22 protein-coding genes, 1 pseudogene and 1 riboswitch are annotated in these 22,771 nt (G+C 36.2%); of the genes and pseudogenes, 20 read left to right on the top strand and 3 right to left on the bottom strand.

Going from position 1 to position 22,771, the window contains the following annotated elements; translation table 11 throughout:
* Positions 1-79: 79 nt before the first annotated feature.
* Positions 80-1,489, top strand: coding sequence for a DHA2 family efflux MFS transporter permease subunit (locus BN3107_RS01670; RefSeq protein WP_058305905.1), 1,410 nt, complete (start codon positions 80-82; stop codon positions 1,487-1,489).
* A gap of 233 nt (positions 1,490-1,722) precedes the next feature.
* Here the strand turns inward: BN3107_RS01670 and BN3107_RS01665 are convergent, their stop codons facing one another.
* On the bottom strand, positions 1,723-2,547 hold the full coding sequence (locus BN3107_RS01665; RefSeq protein WP_058305904.1) for an MBL fold metallo-hydrolase: 825 nt from the start codon (positions 2,545-2,547) through the stop codon (positions 1,723-1,725).
* 144 nt (positions 2,548-2,691) lie between these two features.
* Positions 2,692-2,799: riboswitch (SAM riboswitch) on the top strand.
* 110 nt (positions 2,800-2,909) lie between these two features.
* On the opposite strand from BN3107_RS01665, the gene sfnG reads away from it, so the two are divergent.
* From sfnG to metA, 4 genes are all read left to right on the top strand, one after another.
* Entirely contained in the window at positions 2,910-3,992 is a 1,083-nt protein-coding gene (sfnG, locus tag BN3107_RS01660) for a dimethylsulfone monooxygenase SfnG (RefSeq protein ID WP_058305903.1), read from the top strand.
* Positions 3,989-4,579: an NADPH-dependent FMN reductase gene (locus tag BN3107_RS01655; RefSeq protein ID WP_058305902.1), complete on the top strand. Its 591-nt coding sequence runs from the start codon at positions 3,989-3,991 to the stop codon at positions 4,577-4,579. Before sfnG ends, BN3107_RS01655 begins: the two co-directional genes overlap by 4 nt.
* 101 nt (positions 4,580-4,680) lie before the next feature.
* A complete protein-coding gene (locus BN3107_RS01650; protein ID WP_058305901.1) occupies positions 4,681-5,295 on the top strand; it encodes a YpjP family protein in 615 nt (204 codons plus the stop codon).
* A 157-nt stretch (positions 5,296-5,452) separates the two neighbouring features.
* Complete coding sequence (gene metA, locus BN3107_RS01645) at positions 5,453-6,358, top strand: homoserine O-acetyltransferase MetA (protein WP_058305900.1); 906 nt, start codon at positions 5,453-5,455, stop codon at positions 6,356-6,358.
* A gap of 69 nt (positions 6,359-6,427) precedes the next feature.
* Here the strand turns inward: metA and BN3107_RS01640 are convergent, their stop codons facing one another.
* Positions 6,428-6,796 carry a carboxymuconolactone decarboxylase family protein gene (locus tag BN3107_RS01640; RefSeq protein ID WP_058305899.1) on the bottom strand — a complete coding sequence of 123 codons (369 nt, stop codon included), beginning with the start codon at positions 6,794-6,796 and terminating at the stop codon, positions 6,428-6,430.
* 111 nt (positions 6,797-6,907) lie between these two features.
* Here BN3107_RS01640 and BN3107_RS01635 point away from each other — a divergent pair, with 111 nt between their 5' ends.
* The 8 genes and pseudogenes from BN3107_RS01635 to BN3107_RS01605 form a co-directional block, all read left to right on the top strand.
* Entirely contained in the window at positions 6,908-7,123 is a 216-nt protein-coding gene (locus BN3107_RS01635; RefSeq protein WP_058305898.1) for a CDGSH iron-sulfur domain-containing protein, read from the top strand.
* A gap of 117 nt (positions 7,124-7,240) precedes the next feature.
* On the top strand, positions 7,241-7,396 hold the full coding sequence (locus tag BN3107_RS19925; RefSeq protein ID WP_170862720.1) for a hypothetical protein: 156 nt from the start codon (positions 7,241-7,243) through the stop codon (positions 7,394-7,396).
* A 636-nt stretch (positions 7,397-8,032) separates the two neighbouring features.
* A complete protein-coding gene (locus tag BN3107_RS01630; RefSeq protein WP_058305897.1) occupies positions 8,033-9,967 on the top strand; it encodes a BglG family transcription antiterminator in 1,935 nt (644 codons plus the stop codon).
* Positions 9,968-10,281: 314 nt separating this feature from the next.
* Positions 10,282-12,219 (top strand): PTS fructose transporter subunit IIABC, encoded by a 1,938-nt coding sequence (locus tag BN3107_RS01625; RefSeq protein ID WP_058305896.1) that lies wholly within the window; start codon positions 10,282-10,284, stop codon positions 12,217-12,219.
* Between the two features lie 438 nt (positions 12,220-12,657).
* Positions 12,658-13,926 (top strand): ammonium transporter, encoded by a 1,269-nt coding sequence (locus BN3107_RS01620; protein WP_058305895.1) that lies wholly within the window; start codon positions 12,658-12,660, stop codon positions 13,924-13,926.
* Positions 13,927-13,962: 36 nt separating this feature from the next.
* Positions 13,963-14,925 carry a DUF294 nucleotidyltransferase-like domain-containing protein gene (locus BN3107_RS01615; RefSeq protein ID WP_058305894.1) on the top strand — a complete coding sequence of 321 codons (963 nt, stop codon included), beginning with the start codon at positions 13,963-13,965 and terminating at the stop codon, positions 14,923-14,925.
* Complete coding sequence (locus BN3107_RS01610) at positions 14,919-15,647, top strand: exonuclease domain-containing protein (protein ID WP_058305893.1); 729 nt, start codon at positions 14,919-14,921, stop codon at positions 15,645-15,647. Before BN3107_RS01615 ends, BN3107_RS01610 begins: the two co-directional genes overlap by 7 nt.
* Positions 15,648-15,692: 45 nt before the next feature.
* Positions 15,693-15,890, top strand: a pseudogene (locus tag BN3107_RS01605) (MerR family transcriptional regulator); the annotation flags it as partial.
* 63 nt (positions 15,891-15,953) lie between these two features.
* Here the strand turns inward: BN3107_RS01605 and BN3107_RS01600 are convergent.
* Positions 15,954-16,739, bottom strand: a complete 786-nt coding sequence (locus BN3107_RS01600; protein WP_058305892.1) for a TIGR00266 family protein — start codon at positions 16,737-16,739, stop codon at positions 15,954-15,956.
* Positions 16,740-17,049: 310 nt separating this feature from the next.
* On the opposite strand from BN3107_RS01600, the gene BN3107_RS19695 reads away from it, so the two are divergent.
* The 7 genes from BN3107_RS19695 to BN3107_RS01575 all read left to right on the top strand — a co-directional run bounded on the left by BN3107_RS19695 (position 17,050) and on the right by BN3107_RS01575 (position 22,758).
* Positions 17,050-17,217, top strand: coding sequence for a hypothetical protein (locus BN3107_RS19695; protein ID WP_156416102.1), 168 nt, complete (start codon positions 17,050-17,052; stop codon positions 17,215-17,217).
* A gap of 514 nt (positions 17,218-17,731) precedes the next feature.
* Complete coding sequence (locus BN3107_RS01595) at positions 17,732-18,829, top strand: AAA family ATPase (protein ID WP_058305891.1); 1,098 nt, start codon at positions 17,732-17,734, stop codon at positions 18,827-18,829.
* 1 nt (position 18,830) lies between these two features.
* Positions 18,831-20,057 carry a CpaF family protein gene (locus BN3107_RS01590; RefSeq protein WP_058305890.1) on the top strand — a complete coding sequence of 409 codons (1,227 nt, stop codon included), beginning with the start codon at positions 18,831-18,833 and terminating at the stop codon, positions 20,055-20,057.
* Positions 20,058-20,064: 7 nt separating this feature from the next.
* Positions 20,065-21,012 (top strand): type II secretion system F family protein, encoded by a 948-nt coding sequence (locus BN3107_RS01585; protein WP_231735232.1) that lies wholly within the window; start codon positions 20,065-20,067, stop codon positions 21,010-21,012.
* A gap of 3 nt (positions 21,013-21,015) precedes the next feature.
* Positions 21,016-21,882 carry a type II secretion system F family protein gene (locus BN3107_RS01580; RefSeq protein ID WP_058305889.1) on the top strand — a complete coding sequence of 289 codons (867 nt, stop codon included), beginning with the start codon at positions 21,016-21,018 and terminating at the stop codon, positions 21,880-21,882.
* Between the two features lie 54 nt (positions 21,883-21,936).
* Positions 21,937-22,107 (top strand): Flp1 family type IVb pilin, encoded by a 171-nt coding sequence (locus BN3107_RS19250; protein WP_077065022.1) that lies wholly within the window; start codon positions 21,937-21,939, stop codon positions 22,105-22,107.
* Between the two features lie 27 nt (positions 22,108-22,134).
* Complete coding sequence (locus BN3107_RS01575; protein ID WP_058305888.1) at positions 22,135-22,758, top strand: TadE/TadG family type IV pilus assembly protein; 624 nt, start codon at positions 22,135-22,137, stop codon at positions 22,756-22,758.
* Positions 22,759-22,771: the final 13 nt, after the last annotated feature.

The raw sequence follows: 22,771 nt of genomic DNA, 5'->3' as shown, positions 1-22,771 counted from the left end.
CATTTTTTGCTTTTTGAGTGGAAAAAGCATACAATATCTTTCGTGACTAGAAATAAATTGCACGCTAGGGAGTGAGAGAATGTCTACATCTGTACAAAAACGGGGAACTATTGTTGCTTTATTATTGGCGGGCGCGTTTATTGCAATTTTAAATCAAACGTTAATGATTACAGCGATTCCTCCAATCATGAATGAAATGGGAATTACAGCTAACTCCGCACAATGGTTAACGACCATTTTTATGCTTGTAAATGGAATTATGATTCCTGTAACAGCTTTTTTAATAGATCGTTTTACTACTAGACAACTGTTTATTACGGCAATGAGTGTGTTCACTATCGGTACATTAGTGGCAGCTATTGCTCCAACATTTGGATTTTTGTTAGCAGGCCGTGTGATCCAATCTGCCGGTGCAGGTGTCATGTTACCATTAATGCAAACCGTATTCCTCATGATCTTTCCAGTGAATAAGCGGGGCAGTATCATGGGATTAGTTGGTTTAGTTATCTCTTTCGCTCCAGCTATCGGTCCATCATTATCTGGATGGGTGACCGAACATTATTCATGGCGAGTTCTGTTTTATATTATTTTACCTATTGCTATCATAGATATTATCATCGCATACTTTGTGATGAAGAACGTTACAGAAGTATCTAAACCTAAATTAGATGTTCTTTCCGTGATATTATCTTCCTTTGGTTTTGGAGGTTTATTATACGGTTTTACCAGTGCCGGAAATAATGGATGGGATGCACCTGTTACGATCATTGTGTTAATAGTAGGTGTAATATCACTGATATGGTTTATCCTGAGACAATTAAAATTAGCACACCCAATGTTGGAATTTCGAGTTTTTAAATACTCTATTTTTCCTTTAACTGTAACCTTAGGTATGATTGCTTTTATGGGATTGATTGCTGTGGAAACACTGATCCCGTTGTATATGCAGGAAGCAAGGGATTTTGCAGCAGTACAGTCAGGTTTGGTTATTCTGCCCGGTGCCATCATAACAGGAATTATGTCCCCTATTACTGGAAGGATTTTTGATAAAATAGGGGCGAGATGGCTTGCGATTATAGGTTTCGTGTTAATGACAATTGGGTCGTTTATGTATACTATCTTGGATGATAAGACCTCGATTACTTATTTAACAGTCGTTTTTGCGATTCGAATGCTAGGGATTTCGATGGTAATGATGCCTGCAGCCACAGCTGGTTTAAATCAGTTACCAAAAAAATTAATCGCACATGGTGCAGCCATGGACAATACCTTAAGAAATGTTTCTGCATCTGTCGGTACAGCAATTATTGTTACCGTAATGACAACTTCTGAATCGATAGCTACAGAGAGCGGTGCTGCATTTCCAGCCATTACCGGAGCGAATACAGCCTTCTTAGTATTATCCATTATCACTTTGGTAGGTTTAATTTTATCTTTCTTTATTAAAAACAGTAAACCGATCGACCCAGAAGAATACGACAAAGAATAGCAGTCTTTTGCTATTCTTTTTTTGTGTAGGTATGTTAATACAGCTCTTAACGGGATAAAAGTTGTGCTTCACAGGATATGAAGACCTATCCAGTGAAGCGAGCACTTAATCCTGTGAAGACAACTGATTATCCAGTCCACAACAATACAAATCCCGTCAAGAAAGTTACCTTTTTGAAATGGTTTTTAGTTCGCAGTTCCGATCTACTTAGTACTCTATAGAAAAGTAATTTATCAATGACGCTTATGCTTTGGAATCGCTTGGTTGATGAAATTATCTGCTAATTTTTTGAGTTCCTGTTTCATTGTTTCGCCTTGCATCGGTAAACCGTGACCAGCTATTACATAATCTGGTTCTAAGTTAGCTAACTTTTTCACAGAAGTCTCTGCTTCCATCCAATCTTGAGTAAAGTATGCAGGAGGCCCATATACATGTTGGATAGGAAAGAAGACAGCAAGTGATGATTCGGGTTTTTCTGTAGAAATAGCGTCACCTGCTATTAAAATCCGATCTTCATCACGAAACAAACTAATGTGTCCAGGAGTATGTCCAGGCGTTTCTATATAGTGCCATCCTTTTAATTCGGGAATTGATCCATCCATTGGTAAGGCAGTTACATACCCCTCTAAATGTTCAGGCTTGGTTGGGAAAAGACTTGATAATAAAGAAATCATTCCCCCACCTACAGTAGGATCACCTGGTGGATAGGCTTTTTTACCAGTTACATAATCCATTTCTTTTTCGTGAATATAAATAGGAACTTGCCAGTGATCTGCTAGTTTCTTCGCTGAACCAGTATGGTCAAAATGTCCATGCGTTAAAATAATAGCAACAGGTGGTTTTGTACCATACCTCTCTTCACAGGCATGTAGAATTCTATCTTGATATCTTTTTATCCCTGCATCTACCAAAATCCAGTCTTCATTAGGAGCTCCGATCATGATTACATTGGAAAGGATTGTTCGATAATACGCAACATCTCGGGTTACTTTTTCTGGTACAGCATGATCGAAATCGTGTTCAAGCTGCTTCCATTTATCTAGATGTTCTTGATCCATATTTGTCCCACCCTACAATACGACATTATTCTTATTTTGTCTTTCAAAATCTGAATTATACAATAATCTGAAAATTCAAAAAAATCTCTTGCCGATAAGGATCAGATGTGTTATGCTTTTTAACAACTTCATAAACGAAACAATTTCTTATCCAGAGAGGTGGAGGGACTGACCCTGCGAAGCCTCGGCAACCAGCACAAATGTGCCCGGTGCCAATTTCAGAGGATCTATTAAAAGATCCAAAGATGAGAAGATTCTTGTTGATTGATTTTTGTTATCTATTATTCAATCCAAATGTTGAATCCTTCTCTATCTTTAGAGGAGGATTTTTTAATTTACAAAAAAAGTGAGGAGAATGTAGAATGAGCGATTTATTATTTGCCTATTGGGTACCAAATGTAAGCGGAGGATTAGTTGTTTCGAAATTGCCTCAAAAAACAGATTGGAGTTTTGATGCAAACAAACGATATGCTCAAATTGCCGAAGAAGTTGGATTTGATTATGCATTATTGCAAACTCGTTTTTTTGCAAGTTATGGTGCTGACAAACAGTTAGAAGCTATTACATTGGCGACCGCTCTAGGAGCAGTTACCAAAAATTTAAAAGTCATTGCAGCAGTATTGCCCGGCTTATGGCACCCTGCTGTATATGCTAAAATGTTGTCAACTTTAGACCATGTTACCAAAGGCCGCGCTGCAGTAAACGTTGTGAGTGGTTGGTTAAAAGATGAATTCACTTCTTATGGGGAAGAGTGGATCGATCATGACAAGCGTTATAAACGTTCCGAGGAATTCATTCGTGTGTTACGCGCGATGTTTACGGAAGACGAGGCTAACTTTGAAGGGGATTATTACTCAATTAACGAGGCACCGATGAAGCCTAAACCTGAAAAGCAAATTCCTATTTTCCAAGGTGGTAATTCTCAGGCAGCCAAAGAAATGGCTTCAAGAGTTTCTGATTTTTATTTTATGAATGGGAATACATTAGACGGCTTTGAAAAACAAATAAATACTGTTAAAGAATTAGCTGAAAAAGAAGGACGAGAAGTGAAATTCGCGGTGAATGGCTTTGCGATTGTTCGTGATACAGAGGAAGAAGCGGTTCAATTGTTACGAGATATCGTCTCTAACGCAGATGATGAGGCGGTAAAGGGATTCCAAAACGCGGTGAAAGAAGCAGGTCAATCAACCAAAGAAAAAGAAGGTATGTGGGCCAATTCTTCAAAAGAAGATCTCGTACAATATAATGATGGCTTTAAAACAGGATTAATTGGAACAGCCGAACAAGTCGCCGATCGCATTATTGAATTGAAAAAAATTGGTGTCGATTTAGTGTTAACTGGTCACTTCCATTATGAAGAGGATTTACGTCGATTTGGCGAAGAAGTTATTCCTTTAGTGAAGAAGAAAGAGAAGGAATTAAAAGAAGCTGGTGTTCTTTTATGAAGATAGCTGCAATTGCAGGAAGTCTAACCCCGTTGTCAAAAACATTGCTGACGGTAAAAGAAACAGTCAATCATATTAAGAAATCACATCCAGAGATAGAAGTGAATGTAATAGATTTAAAAAAATATCAATTAACATTTTGTGATGGTCGTGATCCATCGGAATATCAAGGAGATTCCAAGCGGTTAATAGAAGAGATCGTTCAAGCAGATGCTTTGATAGTTGGTACACCGATATATCGTGGATCGATACCAGGTGCGTTAAAGAATGTATTTGATTTAATACCGAATACCGCTTTGAAAGGAAAGGTGCTAGCATTTATTGCTACAGGTGGTACGTACCATCATTATTTAGCGATTGAGCATCAATTAAAACCGCTGGCAGGTTATTTCAAAGCATACACGTTACCAGGAAATGTTTACGCACATAATGAACATTTTGAAAACAAACAATTAGCAGATGAAACAATAAAAGAAAGACTACACCAATTGGCAGATTCAGTGGTGACATTTAGCAAGCAAATTAATGGTAACGTAATAGGAGCAGATCAGCCAGTGATTCCACGACAGTCTTTGGCACAAACATAAGTAAAAATTGTGTAAAACAACAAAAAAGCGCTCACATGTATGGACAAATTTTCAAAACATGATAAAATTTTAGTAAGATGATGTGAGGGAGTTCGGTTAAGATGAAATTATGGATGAAAAAAATAACCGTTTTATTAGTAACTATCTTAACATTGGGTCTCTATGTACCACCGATCTATCTTGATGCGGAAGCCGATTCGGATGTCAACAAAGGAGAAATAGAGCCTGGTGAAGATCGATCACTGCAAACGGAACAGAGTGATGAAGATGCTAGTTTAACGTCTGATGATGTCATTGTTCCAGATGATTCGAATCAACTCTATCTACAAGAGTTAAGCAGACTTGCAGAGGAGCAAGTATTTGTAAAACTAGGAGATAAAATTGCAACGAAAATCGACAGCGATTTAGAAACTGCTGTGATACCGAATTTGCAAGCAGTGCTTGACGAATTATTTGAAGAAATTGGCGAAGAAGATAGTCAGTTTTTGATGATTGCTGAGGATCCATCATCAGGATACGGTGAGCGAATCTTTAATTTGTACAATGCGAAAGAGAAACAAGATATTGCGAGGTTTCATGTAAATAGAGTTCAGAAACCACAAGACGGTTATTATTTTCGATTCCATTATCATCTAAAGAACGATCGATTTGAAGAACATTTCCCTTTGGCAGAAGTATATTGGGGAAAAAATACACCACCTAAATGGATGTCGTAATCGAAAGGATGCCTTGAAGGAAGGCATCCTTTTTGAACATAATATATAGATATTCTTTGAATCATTTTTCTTTATTTTATTTAAAGAACTAGGTAAAATTATATTTATCGTGTCAAATTTAAATAAAAGGTTATTCTATAAAAAAGGAGAACAAAAAATGCCTATTAAAGTACCGGATTTATTACCAGCTAAGAGCAAATTGCAGGAAGAGAATATTTTCGTTATGGATGAAAGCAGGGCATTTACTCAGGATATAAGACCTTTAAAAATATTAATATTAAATTTAATGCCATTAAAGCAACAAACGGAAACCCATTTATTACGTTTATTAGGAAACAGTCCTCTTCAAATAGATGTTGGGCTTTTGCATACTAACACACATACTTCGAAAAACACATCACCCGAGCATTTAAAACAGTTTTATAAGTCGATTGATGATGTAAAAGCGAATAAATATGATGGTCTCATTATTACAGGAGCACCTATCGAAAAATTACCATATGAAGATGTGACCTATTGGGAAGAATTAACGCAAATTATGGAATGGAGTAAAACGAACGTTACTTCTACATTGCATATTTGTTGGGGTGCTATGGCAGGTCTTTATTATCATTTTGGGATTGATAAATATATTATGCCAGAAAAGTTATCAGGCATTTATACACATACGTTAAATGACCCTAGAGAGAAAATCTTAAGTGGCTTTGATGAAGAGTATCTAGTGCCACATTCACGTGACGCAGATGTTTGTAAACAAGATATTGAGAAAATTCCTCAGTTAAAAATCTTAAGTGAATCAGAAAAAGCTGGGGTGTACATGGTTGCTTCTACCGACGGAAAGCAAATTTTTGTTACTGGTCATCCTGAATACGATGCTTTTACGTTACAAAAAGAATATGATCGTGACAGTGCGGCAGGGTTGAACCCAATATTGCCTGAAAATTACTTTCCGAACGATGATCCAACCAAAACTCCAAAATTAAAGTGGCGGACACATTCGAATATGCTAATATCTAACTGGTTGAACTATTATGTATACCAAGAAACACCTTATCAATTATAAAAGATAAAAGAAGTAGAGGATTTCTCTACTTCTTTTATCTTTATTTAATAAATTCCATACTCTTGAGCGCTAATGAAGCTTTTTTTGGTAGTATGCATATGTATCCATAGCCAGGGTGACTGCTTGAGCAAAGGCTGCTCCACCACCTAATGCAGCACTAATCGCTAAGGTTTCCATGATTTCAGTTTCACTTGCATTGTGCTCGACTGCACCTTTGGTATGATAAATAATGCAATATTCGTCTTGTGCATAAATACTTATCGCTAGTGCCATTAATTGTTTACTTTTTTTATCGATAGCACCTGCCTTAAATGCCTCTTCAGTAAAATGAAAATAGCCCTCTGTCATTTCTGGTAAATGTTGTTTCATTTTCGTTGTTCCACGTTTGTAATCTTCTAACGCTTGGTCAAAATAATGAATATTTTCTTGTTTTTCCATACTTGATCCCACCTTTCACCTTAATGTGTGTAAAGTCATAATAATTTATACAGAAAATAGTATAGACAGAAGGAAGAAGAATCGATAAAATTTAGCTAGGGGGTAATAAAGATGAGTGAAGAATTGAATAACAAAGTACAATTGAAAGTAAGAGATAATGGATCGATTTTAGTTACCGGAGATGTTGAACTGGTAGATGCCGAGGGGAATCCGTTTGAAACAAAACCGAAATTCTCTCTATGCAGATGTGGAGCATCCAAAAACAAACCTTTTTGTGATGGATCCCATAAAGAAATTGGTTTTCAGGATCAAATTAGAGCGAAATAATCGGAACTATAGCAATTATGAATTCTAATGCTTTTCACCTATTTTTTATTAAGCGTGTTTTATACTTTTCTCCTTTGGGTATTTAATTAGTAAGCTACCACAGAGAGGAGAATTGCAATGGATCAAAATAAAGATGTCGAAATTGAAAAAAAAGAAAAGAAAACAGACTCTAGTAAAGTTGGAGTTGCGGCAATTAAGTATATCACTTATTTGATCATATTTTTCGGAATTCTATGGTTCTTAATAACTTATGTGTTTGGGCAATTATTATAATATTTTTTGAAGCCACTACAATTTTAGGTAGTGGCTTTTTTGTACGTTAGGAAAGCATATAATCAGCAATAGCAAGGCATTTGTTATCGAAGTAGTTAATTTTGAAATGTAGTGTAAATGCCTCCACCGCTACGGCTGTCCACTTCCCTTTCCACGGGATTTTCGCCTAAGCTAACTTCGGTAAGCGAAGAGCACTTACCAAAGTGGATCTTAGGCGAAAATCATCCCGTAGGAGTGGAAGCGGACGGCCTACGCTATAAAGTGGCTCTACAACGTTTGTGACAGCTAACATGTCAAGGTTTATGAACAATATGAAATAAAACGTCGGCATATCACTACTTACATCCATTGTAGCGCATTATTTAGCGCAGGCGGACACTTCGACTCCTAGGGGATCAGCGTGATCTGAAGATCCACTTTTGTAAAGTGAACTTCTTTACAAAAGTTAGCTGAAGACACGCCCCCTGGAAAGCGAAGTGGGCAAGCCGAAGCGGGTGTTAAATCTATTATCCATTTCAAAATTACCACTACATAAATCGGATGGTCTTTCCCGGTTTTTTTAATACGTAAAATCATTAAATTGCGGTACTTATAGATGTGTAGTAAAGTTAAATGGAGTCTAGGGGTGGTAATTTTATGAGGGAGAGACAAAAACAAATTTTAAGAGATTTATTACTAATGGAGAAAGAAGTACTATTAGTTCAACAATTAGCATCGGAATTCAACTGTTCCGAAAAAACAATTAGAAATGATTTGCAAGTAATCGAATCCTTTATAGCACAATCTAGTAACGGGCAGCTTGTCCGAAAACCTGGTGTGGGTGTATCGGTTGAGATTGAAGAACATGAGAAACAAGAGATGCTGTCATCAATCCAATCTAATTGGACTTCAGAACGGAATATGCTAGAAAAAGAAGAAGAAATGAAGATACTATTTGATCTGCTCACTAATGAAAGCACTTCATTACAACACTTAGCTGCTACATACTATGTTTCTCAAACAACCATGAAAAAAGTAATAGATCATCTGGAAATATGGCTAACAAAGAAAAATGTGAAACTTATTAAAAAACAAAAAGTAGGTATCGTCGTCGAAGCGGAAGAAAAAGACATTCGATATGCATTACAACATATAGATGAATATAATGGAGAAGCATTGGAAATAGCCAATTCTTTTTTATACCAACAGTTTGCACAACATGAAGTGAAAATAATTGAGCAATTATTTTCAAAGTTTATTCACAAAAACGGTATGCCGTTAACCGATGAAAGTATCAAACATTTAATTCTTTATACCCTGGTAATGATAAAAAGAACGAAGACGGGACACCGTATGGAATTAAGTGATCATCAGTTCAAATTAATCACAGATAAGAAAGAATACCAATGGATGTTAGAAGTTGTGAAAGAAATTGAGCAGAGTTTTATCATCCAATTGCCGGAACATGAAATCGGATATTTAACCATGCAATTTATTGGAGCAAAATTTCGAGGACAACAAGATGGCGATTACCCTTATGATATTGAAGTTGATCAGCAGGCTGAGCAGATTATGGAAAAATTAACTAAACGCATTAGCATATTAGCGTTAGTACCATTTTATAATGACGCTAAGCTGAAAGATGGCCTCAAGATTCATCTTTATTCCGTAATTAATCGGTTAAAATATACGTTACCTGTTCAAAATCCATTGGTGATGGATATTAAACAAATGTATCCATTTATGTTTGACGCGTTGGTAAATGTATTACAAGACATGAAAGGTGAATTACCATATGAAATACCAGAAGATGAAGTGGCCTTTTTAACCTTGCACTACCAAGCTTCTATGGAACGCTTAAAAAGTAAGCAAGATAGTTTGAAGAAAATAATAGTAGTTTGTCATATGGGAATTGGCGTTTCAGAAATATTACGATCAAAAATTGCAACGGCTTTTCAAGAGATCGAGATTGTAGCAACTTTACCCCAGAATAAACTAGATGATTTTTTAACGGAACATTCTGTAGATTTGATCGTATCGACAGTACCTTTAGAAGAGTTAAATGTACCATCTATTACGGTTACCCCTTTGTTTAATGAAAAAGATAGAGCTAAATTGCGAAAGATGTTAACAGTGGAAAGCAAAACAGAAGTTGAAAATGCTTCGGTATTGAAAAGTTATCTGGAGGAGAAATACACGTTTATTCACCTCCACTTAGACCATCGATTTGAAATAATCGAAAAATTATCAGAGCGATTAGAACATGATGGACTAGTAGAAGCGGATTACGGTCACCAAGCTTTATTGCGTGAACGAGCAGCCGCTACTGCAATTGGAGGGGGTATCGCTATCCCGCATGGTGATCCAAATCTTGTGAAAGAATCAAAAATAGTGATCGCAACGTTAAAGGAGCCGATAACATGGGGGACAGAATCGGTCTCTCTAGTATTGTTTCTTGCTTTAAAACAAGAATCTTCTGAAAAACGAAGACGGTTATTTCATCAAATTTCAAGGTTGGCAGGTAACCCAACAAAGGTAGCTAAACTAACAAAAGAAAGAGATATTCATACATTGTTATCATTAATGGACTAAGTCTTTATGCAGATATATGCATAAAGACTTTTTTAATAAGTAAGAAAGCATAAGCGGCGTCATGTCTAGCTCCAAGCGCCAGAAACTAGGCGACTTCACGAAATCGCCCTACGATAAGTCATCATCGGCTCGCAAGCTCACCGTGATTCCTTTATCTCAGTTGATTCGCTCCAATCGCTACGTTTCTAAACGGGCGCTCTGCGCTTTTCTTAATAATTCCTTTTTACCAGAAGTTTTGGTAATAATCCGCAATTTTGAAACAAAAAAATCAGGGTATACTATCCTTAATAAACAAATTAGAGGAGTGAATGTTTATGAAAGTATTAGCGATTACTTCGTGTCCGAATGGCATAGCGCATACGTATATGGCTGCGGAAAACTTAGAGAAAGCAGCGGAAGAAATGAAAATTGATATAAAAGTAGAAACACAAGGATCAATCGGGGCTGAAAATGAACTAACATCAGCCGAAATTGAAGAGGCGGAAGCGATCATTATTGCAGCAGATAAAGCGGTTGAAAAAGATCGGTTCGTTGGTAAAAAATTAATTGCGGTAGGTGTTCAAGAAGGAATCCGTAATCCAAAGAACTTAATTGAAAAGGCATTAAGTGATGATGCCCCCGTTTTTAATGGAGGAGGAAGCAGTAACAAAGATAAGATGCCTACTTCTTCGGAATCAACAAAACAAAATCCAATTTATCGTCATTTAATGAATGGCGTTTCCTTCATGGTACCATTTATCGTTGTCGGTGGTTTGTTAATTGCGATTGCTTTAACGATTGGTGGCCAAGCAGGTGAAGGTGGAATCGTAATCCCTGAAGATTCTTTCTGGAAAACGATCGAACAAATTGGTGCAGCAGCATTTAGCTTCATGGTACCAATTTTGGCAGGTTATATCGCTTATAGTATTGCAGATCGTCCTGGTTTAGCACCTGGTATGATCGGTGGTTATATTGCAGCGAATGGTAGTTTTTACGGAAGTGAAGCAAGTGCAGGTTTTCTTGGTGGTATTATTGCAGGTTTCTTAGCAGGGTATGTAGCTCTATGGATCAAGAAAGTCAAAGTTCCAAAGATGATGCAACCGATTATGCCGATTATTATTATTCCAGTGTTATCCTCCTTAGTTGTTGGCCTTTTATTTGTATTATTAATTGGTGCCCCAGTTGCACAAGTATTTGAGTCGCTCACTGGATGGTTACAAGGAATGCAAGGAACAAGCTCTATATTATTGGCACTTATACTTGGTGCAATGATTTCCTTTGACATGGGTGGTCCTGTAAATAAAGTAGCGTTCTTATTCGGTGCTGCTATGATCGGGGAAGGTAATTATGAAATAATGGGTCCGATTGCAGTAGCGATTGCTGTTCCACCAATTGGCTTAGGGTTAGCAACATTACTATTTAAAAATAAGTTTGAAAAAGCACAACAAGAAACAGGTAAAGCATCGATAACAATGGGCTTCTTTGGGATTACAGAAGGTGCGATTCCGTTTGCCGCACAAGACCCTTTGCGTGTTATCCCAAGTATTATGGTTGGTTCGATGACTGGTTCCGTAATCGCGATGTTAAGTGGTGTAGGGGATCGAGTAGCACATGGTGGACCAATCGTCGGGATATTAGGTGCAGTTGATAATGTCTTGATGTTTTTTGTAGCGATTATCATCGGTGCCATCGTAACAGCCTTTATGATTAAGTTCTTGAAAAAGGATGTTGATCGTCCAGTAAATGAAGAAACACCACAGGATTCAGATGCACAAACAACTGCGACTGAACCATCCGCACAAAAAGTAGAGAACATCACAAAATTAACAGATATTACAAATATTAATTTAATTGATACAAGCTTAAATGCAACTTCCAGAGATAGTGTTATTGATGAATTGATAGCAAAATTAGACAGTGAGAACGCGTTGACATCATCAGATGATTTTAGAAAAGCAATATTAGCCCGTGAGGAAGAAAGCTCTACAGGTATTGGTATGAATGTAGCAATTCCTCATGGTAAATCAGATGCTGTCAAAGCTCCACGTGTTGTTTTCGGTATTAAAAAAGATGGAGTGGATTGGCATAGTGCGGACGGTTCATTAGCAAAATTGATTTTTATGATTGCTGTACCGAAACATGCAGAAGGCGATGCACACTTGAGGATTTTACAAATGCTTTCACGTAAGTTAATGGATGATGAATTTAGAGATAAATTGTTACATGTGCAATCAGATCAAGAAGCATATGAATTATTAGAAGAAATTGAATAAACAAACAAGCCCTTTTCGAATAAAAGAAAAGGGCTTTTATTATTGTTTAATTATCTTCTCATTAATCTCTTCTTGCAAAAGAGGTAATTGTACTTGCAGATATTCGCTTTAACTTGCAAAAGAGGCAGTTATACTTGCAGATACTCGCTTTATCTTGCAAAAGAGGCGGTTGCTCTTGCAGATACTCGTTTTATCTTGCAAAAGAGACAGTTGCTCTTGCAAATTATCTCTTTATCTTGTAAATCAAGTGGTTCTTCTTGCAAAGCTCTTTTACTTTCATATAAGTAATGCAGTTTAAAAGCAGATGAATCGCAGAAGGATAGGTTTTTAAAAACCTTGTTAGATAATCTGACATGAAAATTGTGAATAGTCTGATTTCGTCTTACACTATGTTTAACAGTTGATGTTAATATTATTTACAAGGAGAGGAAAAACATTATGGAAATTGTACTTATGGATAATTTATGGGTCATTATTGGTACTTTCTTAGTTTTATTAATGCTTGGAGGATTTATTTTACTTGAGGCTGGTTCAACGAGAATGAAAAATGCTGGACATATTGCTGGTAAAACAATTTTTACAGCTGGAATTGGATCTCTTGTATTTTGGGCTGTGGGTTATGGATTTATTTACGGTGAAGGAAACTGGTTCATTGGATTATCAAATTTCTTTTATGGTGATACATCCTTTAGTGGAGACGGATTATCTCCAGCAGTTGATTTTATGTTCCAAATGATGTTTGCGTTAGTCGCTTTAACGATTGCTTTCGGTGGTTTTGCTGAACGTGCAAAATTATCAGCATACGTTGTATTTGCAGTATTATTCTCAGCTTTAGTATATCCGGTAGTTGCACACTGGATCTGGGGTGGCGGCTGGTTAGCGGACCACGGAAAACAAGACTTTGCAGGATCAACAGTAGTACACCTAACAGGTGCAATGGCAGCATTGGCAGCTACCATTATTTTAAAACCACGTATTGGTAAATATAATAAAGATGGTTCATCAAACGAATTAGCTGGACACAATCAAGTATATACAGCATTAGCAGTTCTACTACTTTGGGTAGGTTGGTTCGGATTTAACGGTGCAAGTACATTCGGTGTTTCTGATGCATTCTTTGGCTATGTTATTTTAAATACACAATTAGGTGCTGCTGCAGGTGCAGTTGCTGCATTATTTGTTGCTTGGGCTCTAACAGGAAAAGCAGATGTACCAACTATGTTAAATGGTGCATTAGCAGGTCTAGTCGCAATTACAGCATCTTGCGGTTTTGTTGAGCCATGGGCTGCAGTTCTAATTGGTGTGATTGGTGGTATTATTGTAGTTGGTAGTATGAAATTCTTTGATCGTGCTCGAATTGACGATCCAATCTTTGCACTATCTGTTCACGGTACTGTAGGTATTTGGGGTACGATTTCAACAGGTTTCTTCGCCACAAATGAATTATCTGTAGGAATGGATTGGGGTCAACCAGGATTATTCTATGGTGGTGGATTAGAACAGTTAGGTGTTCAGGTATTAGGTGTAGCAGCTAGTGGTGCTTATGCATTTATCGTATCTTTCATCATTCTGAAAGTAATGGATAAAGTAATGAGTGGTCTACGAGTTTCTGAAGAAGAAGAAATTATTGGTCTTGACTTAAGTGAGCATGGTAGCTATGGTTATCCTGAGAACATTCCACATCCAAGTGAGGAACAGGCAAAATAAATGTTTACTTCTCAATTAAAGGAGAGGACTTCCGAAATGGGTTATCAAGAAATTAAACAATATCGGGAGCAACATATCCAAAAGCAAGTAAATCATCATCAGCTCAATGCACTTCATGATGAGGTAATGGAACAAACCGTCCAACTTGCAATGAAGAAGGTAGAGGAAGAGCAGGGAAAAGTCCCTGCTCCCTTCGCTTTTTTTCTAATGGGTAGTGCCGGTAGAAGTGAGCAATCAATCTGGAGTGATCAAGATCATGGCATCATCTATGATGGTAATCAAGAAGAAAAAGAATACTTTCTATTATTAGGAGAAGAAATCGTATCAGGATTAGAAATAGTAGGATATGAACGTTGTGAAGGTAAAGTTATGGCTTCTGAATCGATGTGGACCAACTCAGTTCAAGATTGGGAAAAACAAGTAACCACATGGCTTGAAGAGACGAGTTGGCAATCACTTAGGCATTTTTTAACATTTTTTGATTCGCGTGTATTAATTGGGGATCAACATTTTTTGGCAGAGATCAAACAAGTAATCTTTTATTACATTAAAGAGCATCCCGAAGTTGTATCAAGATTAATAGATAATGTCGATTTTATTAGAAAAGGGATCGGTGTTTTTGGACAATTGTTACCAGAACAATCAGGAAAAATGATGGGACAAATCAATATTAAGACAACCACCTTATTCCCTTATATAAACTCTCTAAGATTGCTAGCTATAACAAATGAAGCAACAAAGGCACCTACAATAGATCGCTTTACCAATTTAGAAGAGAAATATCCGTATTTAGAACAATATCAATCATTATTTCAGAGCTTATTAGAATTTAAGTTTCGTTTTGCTCAACAGGCTAGTAATTACGAAGAAGTACATTATATTCCTTTGAAACAATTAACAAAAAGTGATAAACAGGAGTTGAAGCAATACATGAAAAAAGGTTCAGAACTTTTTAGTCAGACTAAAAATACATTAAAAAAAGAGTGTTCTAAATGGTAATGAATCAAATGCTTCATTTTATTAAACAAATGTCAGGAAAAATGAGCGATATTAACCCTGTATCAAGTCAGACAGATGCTAGAAAAATTGCGTATATGCGTAATTTACAACGAGAATTAAAGCAAAAGGATGTACTCAATACACCTTTTAAGGATTTAGATACTGTTGTGTTTGATATTGAGACAACAGGTTTTTATCCATATAATGGGGACAGAATTCTTTCGATCGGTGCCGTGAAAATGAAAGGCGCGGAAATACTAGATGACCAACTATTTTATAAGACCATCTATAGTGAATTACCCCCTCCGAAAGAAATAGAAGTATTAACAGGAATTACTGGGTCAGAATTAAATCAAGCCGCCGATTTACCTGAAGTGTTAAGACAATTTTTTCAGTTTGTAAGAAGTGATACTCTAGTGGCGCATCATTCTAGTCATGAGAAACAATTTATGAAACATGCTAGTTGGACCGCGTTAAAAACGAATTTTCAACATCGCCTCATAGATACAACCTTTTTAACAAAAGTAGTATCACCCGAAAGTACGTATGTTACTTTAGATGACTGGTGTGATTATTATGGTGTAGACATTGGTCGAAGACATCATGCATTATATGATGCAGCAGCAACGGCGAAATTATGGTCTGAAAATGTAAAACAAGTGGAAGAGATGGGATTTACCAATTTGAGAGATATTTATACGCACATTGCAAGCTTGCCTTAACCTGAAAGGAGAGAGAAGAAGTTGAATCATGATATTCCAGATCATATGGCCACCTTTCCGATCAGTGTAGTGAAAGATCTTACAAAACTTAGTGGAAGACAAATTCGTTATTATGAAGAACAGGGATTGATTTCACCTGCAAGGAATGAAGGGAATAGAAGAATGTTTTCGTTACATGATATTGATCGATTAAAACAAATAAAAAAGTTAATAGACAAAGGAATTAATATTGCGGGAATTAAAGCAATGTTAAAAGATTAAAACTCCCTTAGTTCATAAAAAAAGAACTAAGGGAGTTGTTTTGCGTTATTTGTTAAATAAATCAAAGACGCCACCAATACCGCCTTCACCTTTATTTCCACCTTTTTCAGGAAGAGCAGCAAATACTTTACTTGCCAATCGACTAAATGGTAGTGATTGTACCCACACCGTACCAGGTCCTGATAAGGTTGCGAAGAAAATACCTTCACCACCAAACAACGCTGTTTTAACCCCACCAACAAATTCAATGTTGTAATCAACATCACCCGTCATGGCAACAAGACAGCCCGTATCGACGCGAAGCTTCTCGCCTGGTTGTAACTCTCGTTTATGAATCGTTCCACCTGCATGTACAAAAGCCATGCCATCACCTTCAAGTTTTTGCATGATGAATCCTTCACCACCGAAGAAACCTGCCCCAATTTTACGCTGAAATTCTACTCCTACAGATACCCCTTTTGCTGCAGCTAAGAAGGCGTCTTTTTGACAGATAATCTTGCCATTCATTTCACTTAAGTCCATCGGAACAATTTTGCCAGGGTAAGGAGATGCGAAGGATACATGTTTTTTTCCAGCTCCTTGATTGGTAAAGGTCGTCATAAACAAACTTTCTCCTGTGATTACTCGTTTACCAGCTCCAATTAATTTGCCTACAAATCCTCCCCCTTGATTAGAGGACCCATCTCCAAATATCGTCTCCATCGTGATGTCGTCATCCATCATCATTAATCCACCAGCTTCTGCAATAACGGTCTCTTGTGGGTCTAATTCTACCTCGACAAATTGCATATCATCTCCATACAACTTATAGTCAATTTCATGATTGTTCATCTACTATACACTCCCTTTATTATGGTATGTTTGTCTATACGTATCATATCATAAATACGTTTCAAAATTTCAGAATATTCCAAAAACAGATGAATATTTATTCATGATTTTTATATAAAAGCTGGTATGATCGCGTTTCTAAGCCAGTTCATTTAGATGCAAATTTAGAGTATATAAGGAAAATGAAGAGAATACGAAAGAATTTAAAAGAATTTCGTAAAGTCTATTTACATATTAAGAATATATGGTACTATATAGTTAAATTCATTAATAAATGAAGAATTTTTTTAAGGAAAGGGGATAGTTGACTATGGTGACATCTTTATACATGGTTTCTTTAACTATTCTGCTTACTTTTCTAGTTTTATCTGTCGTGGAAAAAATAACTTCACGTAGAAAAAAACTAAAAGTAGAGATGAATTTAGAAACATCACATGCGCAAGTTCAACCAGTTATGGCTGGTAAAGAAATTAGATAATACACTAGTTAAGAAAAAGTGACTAGATAAAATAGAGCCTCCTGAATTATTCAGGGGGTTTTTTGTTGTTTTATTTATTTTTAGTATACAAAAGTGTCACCGTGTCATGTTATTTGTTTTTAAATGATGTGACTATTCACTTATTGGATTAATTTACCACCACAACGCAATTGTAAGCATTTTATCTCTTTAAAATTGAAAATATAGTAAATTCAAAAGTCCTAATTACAAAAAAAGGTAAGTCTAATTGTTCATGGAAAAACAAATCCATTTTCCTATTTCAATTTTTTGTAAGTATGTTTTAATAATGTAGTAAACTTTTCCAATAATGCTGAAAACCCTTTGAATTCAAAGGGTTTTGGCGTAATTTATCAGTTGTTAGGTTTAGGTAAATGGAGGAATTAAAAAATGTCTTTACATATAAAAATAATAACTATTCTTGGAATTCTATCCTTGGTCTTTATAATCAGTGGATTATTAAAAATATTAAATATGATCTGAAAGAGGTGAGAGGATGAAAAAACTGCGATTAGTGTTATTTGATCCGGATATGGAATACATAGAATTATTTACGAACTATATTAGAAGCTCGGAACATGCAGCAAGATTTGATGTTAAGTCCTTTTCACAAGAAGGAAGTTTTCAACAATACATAGAAAATGGAGAACAAACAGATATTCTGTTGAAAGCTACTAATGATTTCCACCTTAATGAAGAACATACACACATAGAAACAACCCTACATCTAGTGGAAGAAACTCCAGAGAATTCTACAGAAAAAAATCTATTTAAATACCAACCCTTAGGGCAGCTTATTACCCAAGTAATAGCTTTTCATTATGAACGTAATGGTAAAAAAGAAAAGAAAAAGATGCAATCTAGTGGAGAAACTAGTGTTATTTCCGTGTACTCTGCATCAGGTGGAGCTGGAAAAACGACAACAGCATTTCATCTAGCCAATGAAATGAAACAAAATGGATTAGAAGTCTTCTATTTGAATTTAGAGTTGATTAATACAAATCCATTCCTATTTAATGTTGAAGATAAATCATCTTCTTCACCATTGTTATACTATTTAAAATCGAATAAAGATCAATTACCTTCTAAGTTGGAGGATATGATTGTCGTAGATGATGATACTTCGATACCGTTCTTTTATTTCTTACCGAGTGCTGAAGAAATGATGGACCTTAATGAGCAGGAAATTCAATTGTTAATTGAACAGCTTGTAGCACTACAAACCTATGACTATATTGTTATCGATTTAGATAGTACCATTAATTCCACTGTTTTAACGGCACTAAAGAAAAGTGATCATGTTTTATGGTTATTATCAAATGACATGTACAGTTTTTATAAAACTAGTTATCTATTAGAAGAACTACATGGGTTCTTAAATGATGGCAGTTTCAGTGATCGAGTTACACTAGTTTTAAATCGTTATACAGGAGCTGTTGATCCCAAACTAGCTGATACAGCTGTGGAGATTGATAGTTATTTGCCTTATATCCCGGAATGGAAGCAACTAGTGAGTAAAGAACAGTTAAATAACCCTGTATTTGCTGAATATGTTGAAAAATTGATGCATACCTTTCAAAAGGTAGGTGTGTGAGATGGATATCGAACAACAATTGGTACCATCGATTATTGAGCATGTAAGAGATATGCTTAACGAAAGACAAAACATGGAAGATGATGCATTGCATGAATATATCGAGTTCTATGTTTTTAAACAAGCCGACGAGCATCGTTTAACATCCAACCAGATGAAATGGATCATTGAGCGTACGTACAATGCATTTCGTGGCTTGGATGTGTTACAACCATTAATTGACGATCCTTCTATTACAGAAATTATGATCAACGGGCATGATGAAATATTTATCGAACAACATGGGCAAATAAGTCAAAGTAGCGTTCACTTTGAAAGTTCTGAAAAGTTAGAAGATATTATTCAAATGATCGTAGGTAGGGTGAATCGTACCGTAAATGCTTCTTCTCCAATTGTAGACGCAAGGCTTCAGGATGGTTCTCGTGTCAATGTGGTCTTGCCGCCAGTAGCACTCAAAGGTCCAACGATGACCATTCGTAAGTTCCCGGAGAGACCTCTAACGATAGAAGATCTAATTGCGAAAGGCTCGCTTACGGAAGAAGTGGCATCTTTTCTTAAACAACTAGTAAATGCGAAATATAACATTTTTATAAGTGGTGGTACTGGGTCCGGTAAAACAACTTTCCTGAATGTATTATCAAACTTTATTCCGAGAACGGAAAGAATTATCACGATTGAGGATTCCGCCGAGCTGCAAATCAATAGTGTACCAAACTTAGTCAGCTTAGAAACGAGAAATGCTAATACTGAGGGAAAAGGTGAAATCACGATCCGTGACTTAATAAAATCTTCATTAAGGATGCGGCCAGACCGAATTGTGGTTGGTGAGGTTCGTGGTATGGAAGCATTAGACATGCTGCAGGCGATGAATACTGGTCACGACGGATCATTGTCAACAGGTCATGCTAACTCGACAAAAGATATGCTGAGCAGATTAGAAACAATGGTATTAAGCGGCGCTGAGTTACCTATTCCGGTGATTCGTCAGCAAATCAGTTCAGCCATAGATATTATGGTTCACCTTACAAGATTACGGGATCATTCAAGAAAAGTAGTTGCTATAAGTGAAGTCACTGGTGTTGTGAATGGAGAGGTACAACTTTCCCCGCTATATGAATTTGTGGAAGAAGGGGAAGGTCGAAATGGTGAAGTACTAGGCTCTTTACAAGAGACCGGAGAACCATTAAAGAACCAGATGAAGATGGAAATGGCTGGATTAACGTTATAAAAAAGAGGTGAGAACAATCGAAAATATTATTTTTATTGCGGTAGGTGTCTCTATCCTTGCAATTCTTCTTTTAGTTTTATTTGAACGTAAGAAAAACAAGCAGCCATCTGAACCAGAGTCAGAAGTAAAAAAGGAAAAGAAAATAAAAAAATTAACATCTAAAATGTCAAAAAAGCAAGAAAATCAAGCAGCAACCAATGATCATGGTATGACTAATTACGATTATTATAGTTATAAATCACATGAATTTATTTTAATAGCACTAATAGCTTTTGCAATTTTATTTGCCATTGGATTTGTATTCTATCAAAACATTATTTTAGCAGGAATCGTCGCGCTGGCAGGGTTATATTACCCGAAACTACATAAGAAAAAATTAATTAAAAAAAGAAAAGCAGAACTCAGTCGGCAATTCCAACAGGCACTATTTTCATTGTCTTCTGCATTAGTCGCAGGTAGATCCATTGAGAATGGATTTAAAGAGGTAACGAACGATCTTTACTTACTCTACCCAGGAAAAGAAACAATGATTATCAAGGAATTTGAACAAATCAACAAGAAGTTGGATAACAGAGAAACAATTGAAAGTGCATTAGAAGATTTCAGTGAAAGAGCAGGAGTAGAAGATATCTCCAACTTCACAGATGTATTTGTCACTTGTAAGCGAACAGGTGGAGATTTAGTTGAAGTTATCAGAAGAACGGCACACATGATTAGTGAAAAATTCGAAATCCAGCAAGAAATATCGGTAATGGTTGCTCAGAAGAAGTTCGAGTCAAACGCTTTGGCTGTTATGCCAATTGGAATTATTGCTTTACTTACTTATTCTTCAAAAGATTATGCAGCACCATTATTTCAATGGTCTGAATTTGGACCTGTGATCATGACATTTTGTTTAGGCATTCTTATCTTTTCTTTCTGGATTTGCCAACGAATTATGGATATTGAGGTGTAAACGATGGTAATAAGCGCAGTATTCTTAGGATTGTTTGTTGCTATAATTTCGATACTTTTTATTTTAGCAGGTAACCGATATAAATTATTTATTGAAGATAACAAAGCAGATTTCCAATTTTTATTTCTGGCTCCTGCATCTTTATGTTTAATAGATCGTTTGAATTTAATGGAACGTCTTTCATCCCTTATAGCAAAAGTACAGTTCAAAGTAGCTATTCTATACTCAGCTGGAAAACAAGTTCCTCAATATACAAAAATGTTTATCGCTCAAATTATTTCGATTGCATTACTTTGTTTAGCCGGAGGAAGTGCTTTTGCTGTATTAAATGGTGGAGATGCACGGTTAGTAGTTTTAGCAATCGTATTAGCAATTTTAATCCCGGTCTTTTCAATTAGAAAGCTAGACGAGAAAATGGATAAGCGAAAACAAGATATTATCATGGAGTTACCAGAGTTTGCTAGCAAAATTGCCTTACTTGTAAATGCAGGCGAAACAGTGCAACAGGCAATTGTAAGATGTACCATGATGAAATCGGATGTGGAGCACCCTTTATATAAAGAATTAACAGATGCTGTTACCAAGATTAAAAATGGTGATTCCTTTGGTGGTGTCATGGAGGATTTTAGTAAGCGATGTGGCGTACAGGAAGTTTCTGTGTTCACTACAACGGTCTTGCTAAATTATAAACGTGGTGGTAATCAGTTAGCATTATCCTTAAGAGAACTGTCACGAGATTTATGGGAGAAACGAAAAGCCATTTCCAGAAAAAGAGGGGAAGAAGCTTCCTCTAAGCTTATTTTTCCAATGGTACTTATCTTTATCGCAGTTCTTATTATTGTGGCGTATCCTGCGTTAAGGATTATGTAAAAAATAGATAGTTAGATTAAAAACAGAGAAAGTATTTAAAGGAGGTGATAGATCATGAAACAGTTTATCGCGAATTTATGGACGAATGAAGAAGGGTTAGGTACATTAGAGCTTTTATTGATTATTGCCGTACTTGTTGGAGTAGCTATCCTTTTTGGAAATACCATTATTGAGTGGGTTGAAGAGATTATTGATGGTATTGATGTCACTCCACCACAGCCATAATATTATTCTTAGAAGGGGTACTATCATATGTTCCTTTCCATTCGAAAACATTGGAAAAAATTCAGAAAAAATGAAAAGGGGATGTTCACATTAGAGGCATCCCTCATTTTTCCAATTATATTTATCGTAACAATTTCATTAATTTTATTTAGTCTAGTCATTTATCAAAAAGTAGTCGTTTATCAAAAAGCACATTTAATAGCGGAACGTGCTTCTTTTACATGGGATAACAGTAAAAAAGAGTTTGATACAGGTGAATTTAAAGAAACACAATACAGTTCAATGGATGGCGGCGATGGACTTTACTGGCGCTCAAACGCTATTGGAACGCAAATCATACTGAAATTTTTAAATACTGGTGGCTTGAGTAACGCTGATGCAGCAAAAATAAATAGAGCCCAGACAAAAGGTAGTGCAATGTATACTAGTGGATCCGTCGAAATTGAACAGCTAGGCATGATGGGGTTTGATCACCGAATTAAAGTTACTGCATCTAGTGATTTAAAACTTCCAGACTTTGTAGAATTAATTTCAGATGATAATTTTAAAGCTACTGCAACAGCTTCATTTAAAGATCCTGTTGAATTAATACGCACAACAGATTTTGTCGTTCATTATGGGAAAGAGATAATGGAATATATCGGTAATTAAGAGGCTTGCTAGG

Source organism: Gracilibacillus massiliensis (genome assembly GCF_001458115.1).
In the GTDB taxonomy this organism is placed as follows: domain Bacteria; phylum Bacillota; class Bacilli; order Bacillales; family Amphibacillaceae; genus Gracilibacillus; species Gracilibacillus massiliensis.
Note: the sequence above shows the minus strand (reverse complement) of the source record. Positions and strands in the feature narration are given on the sequence as shown.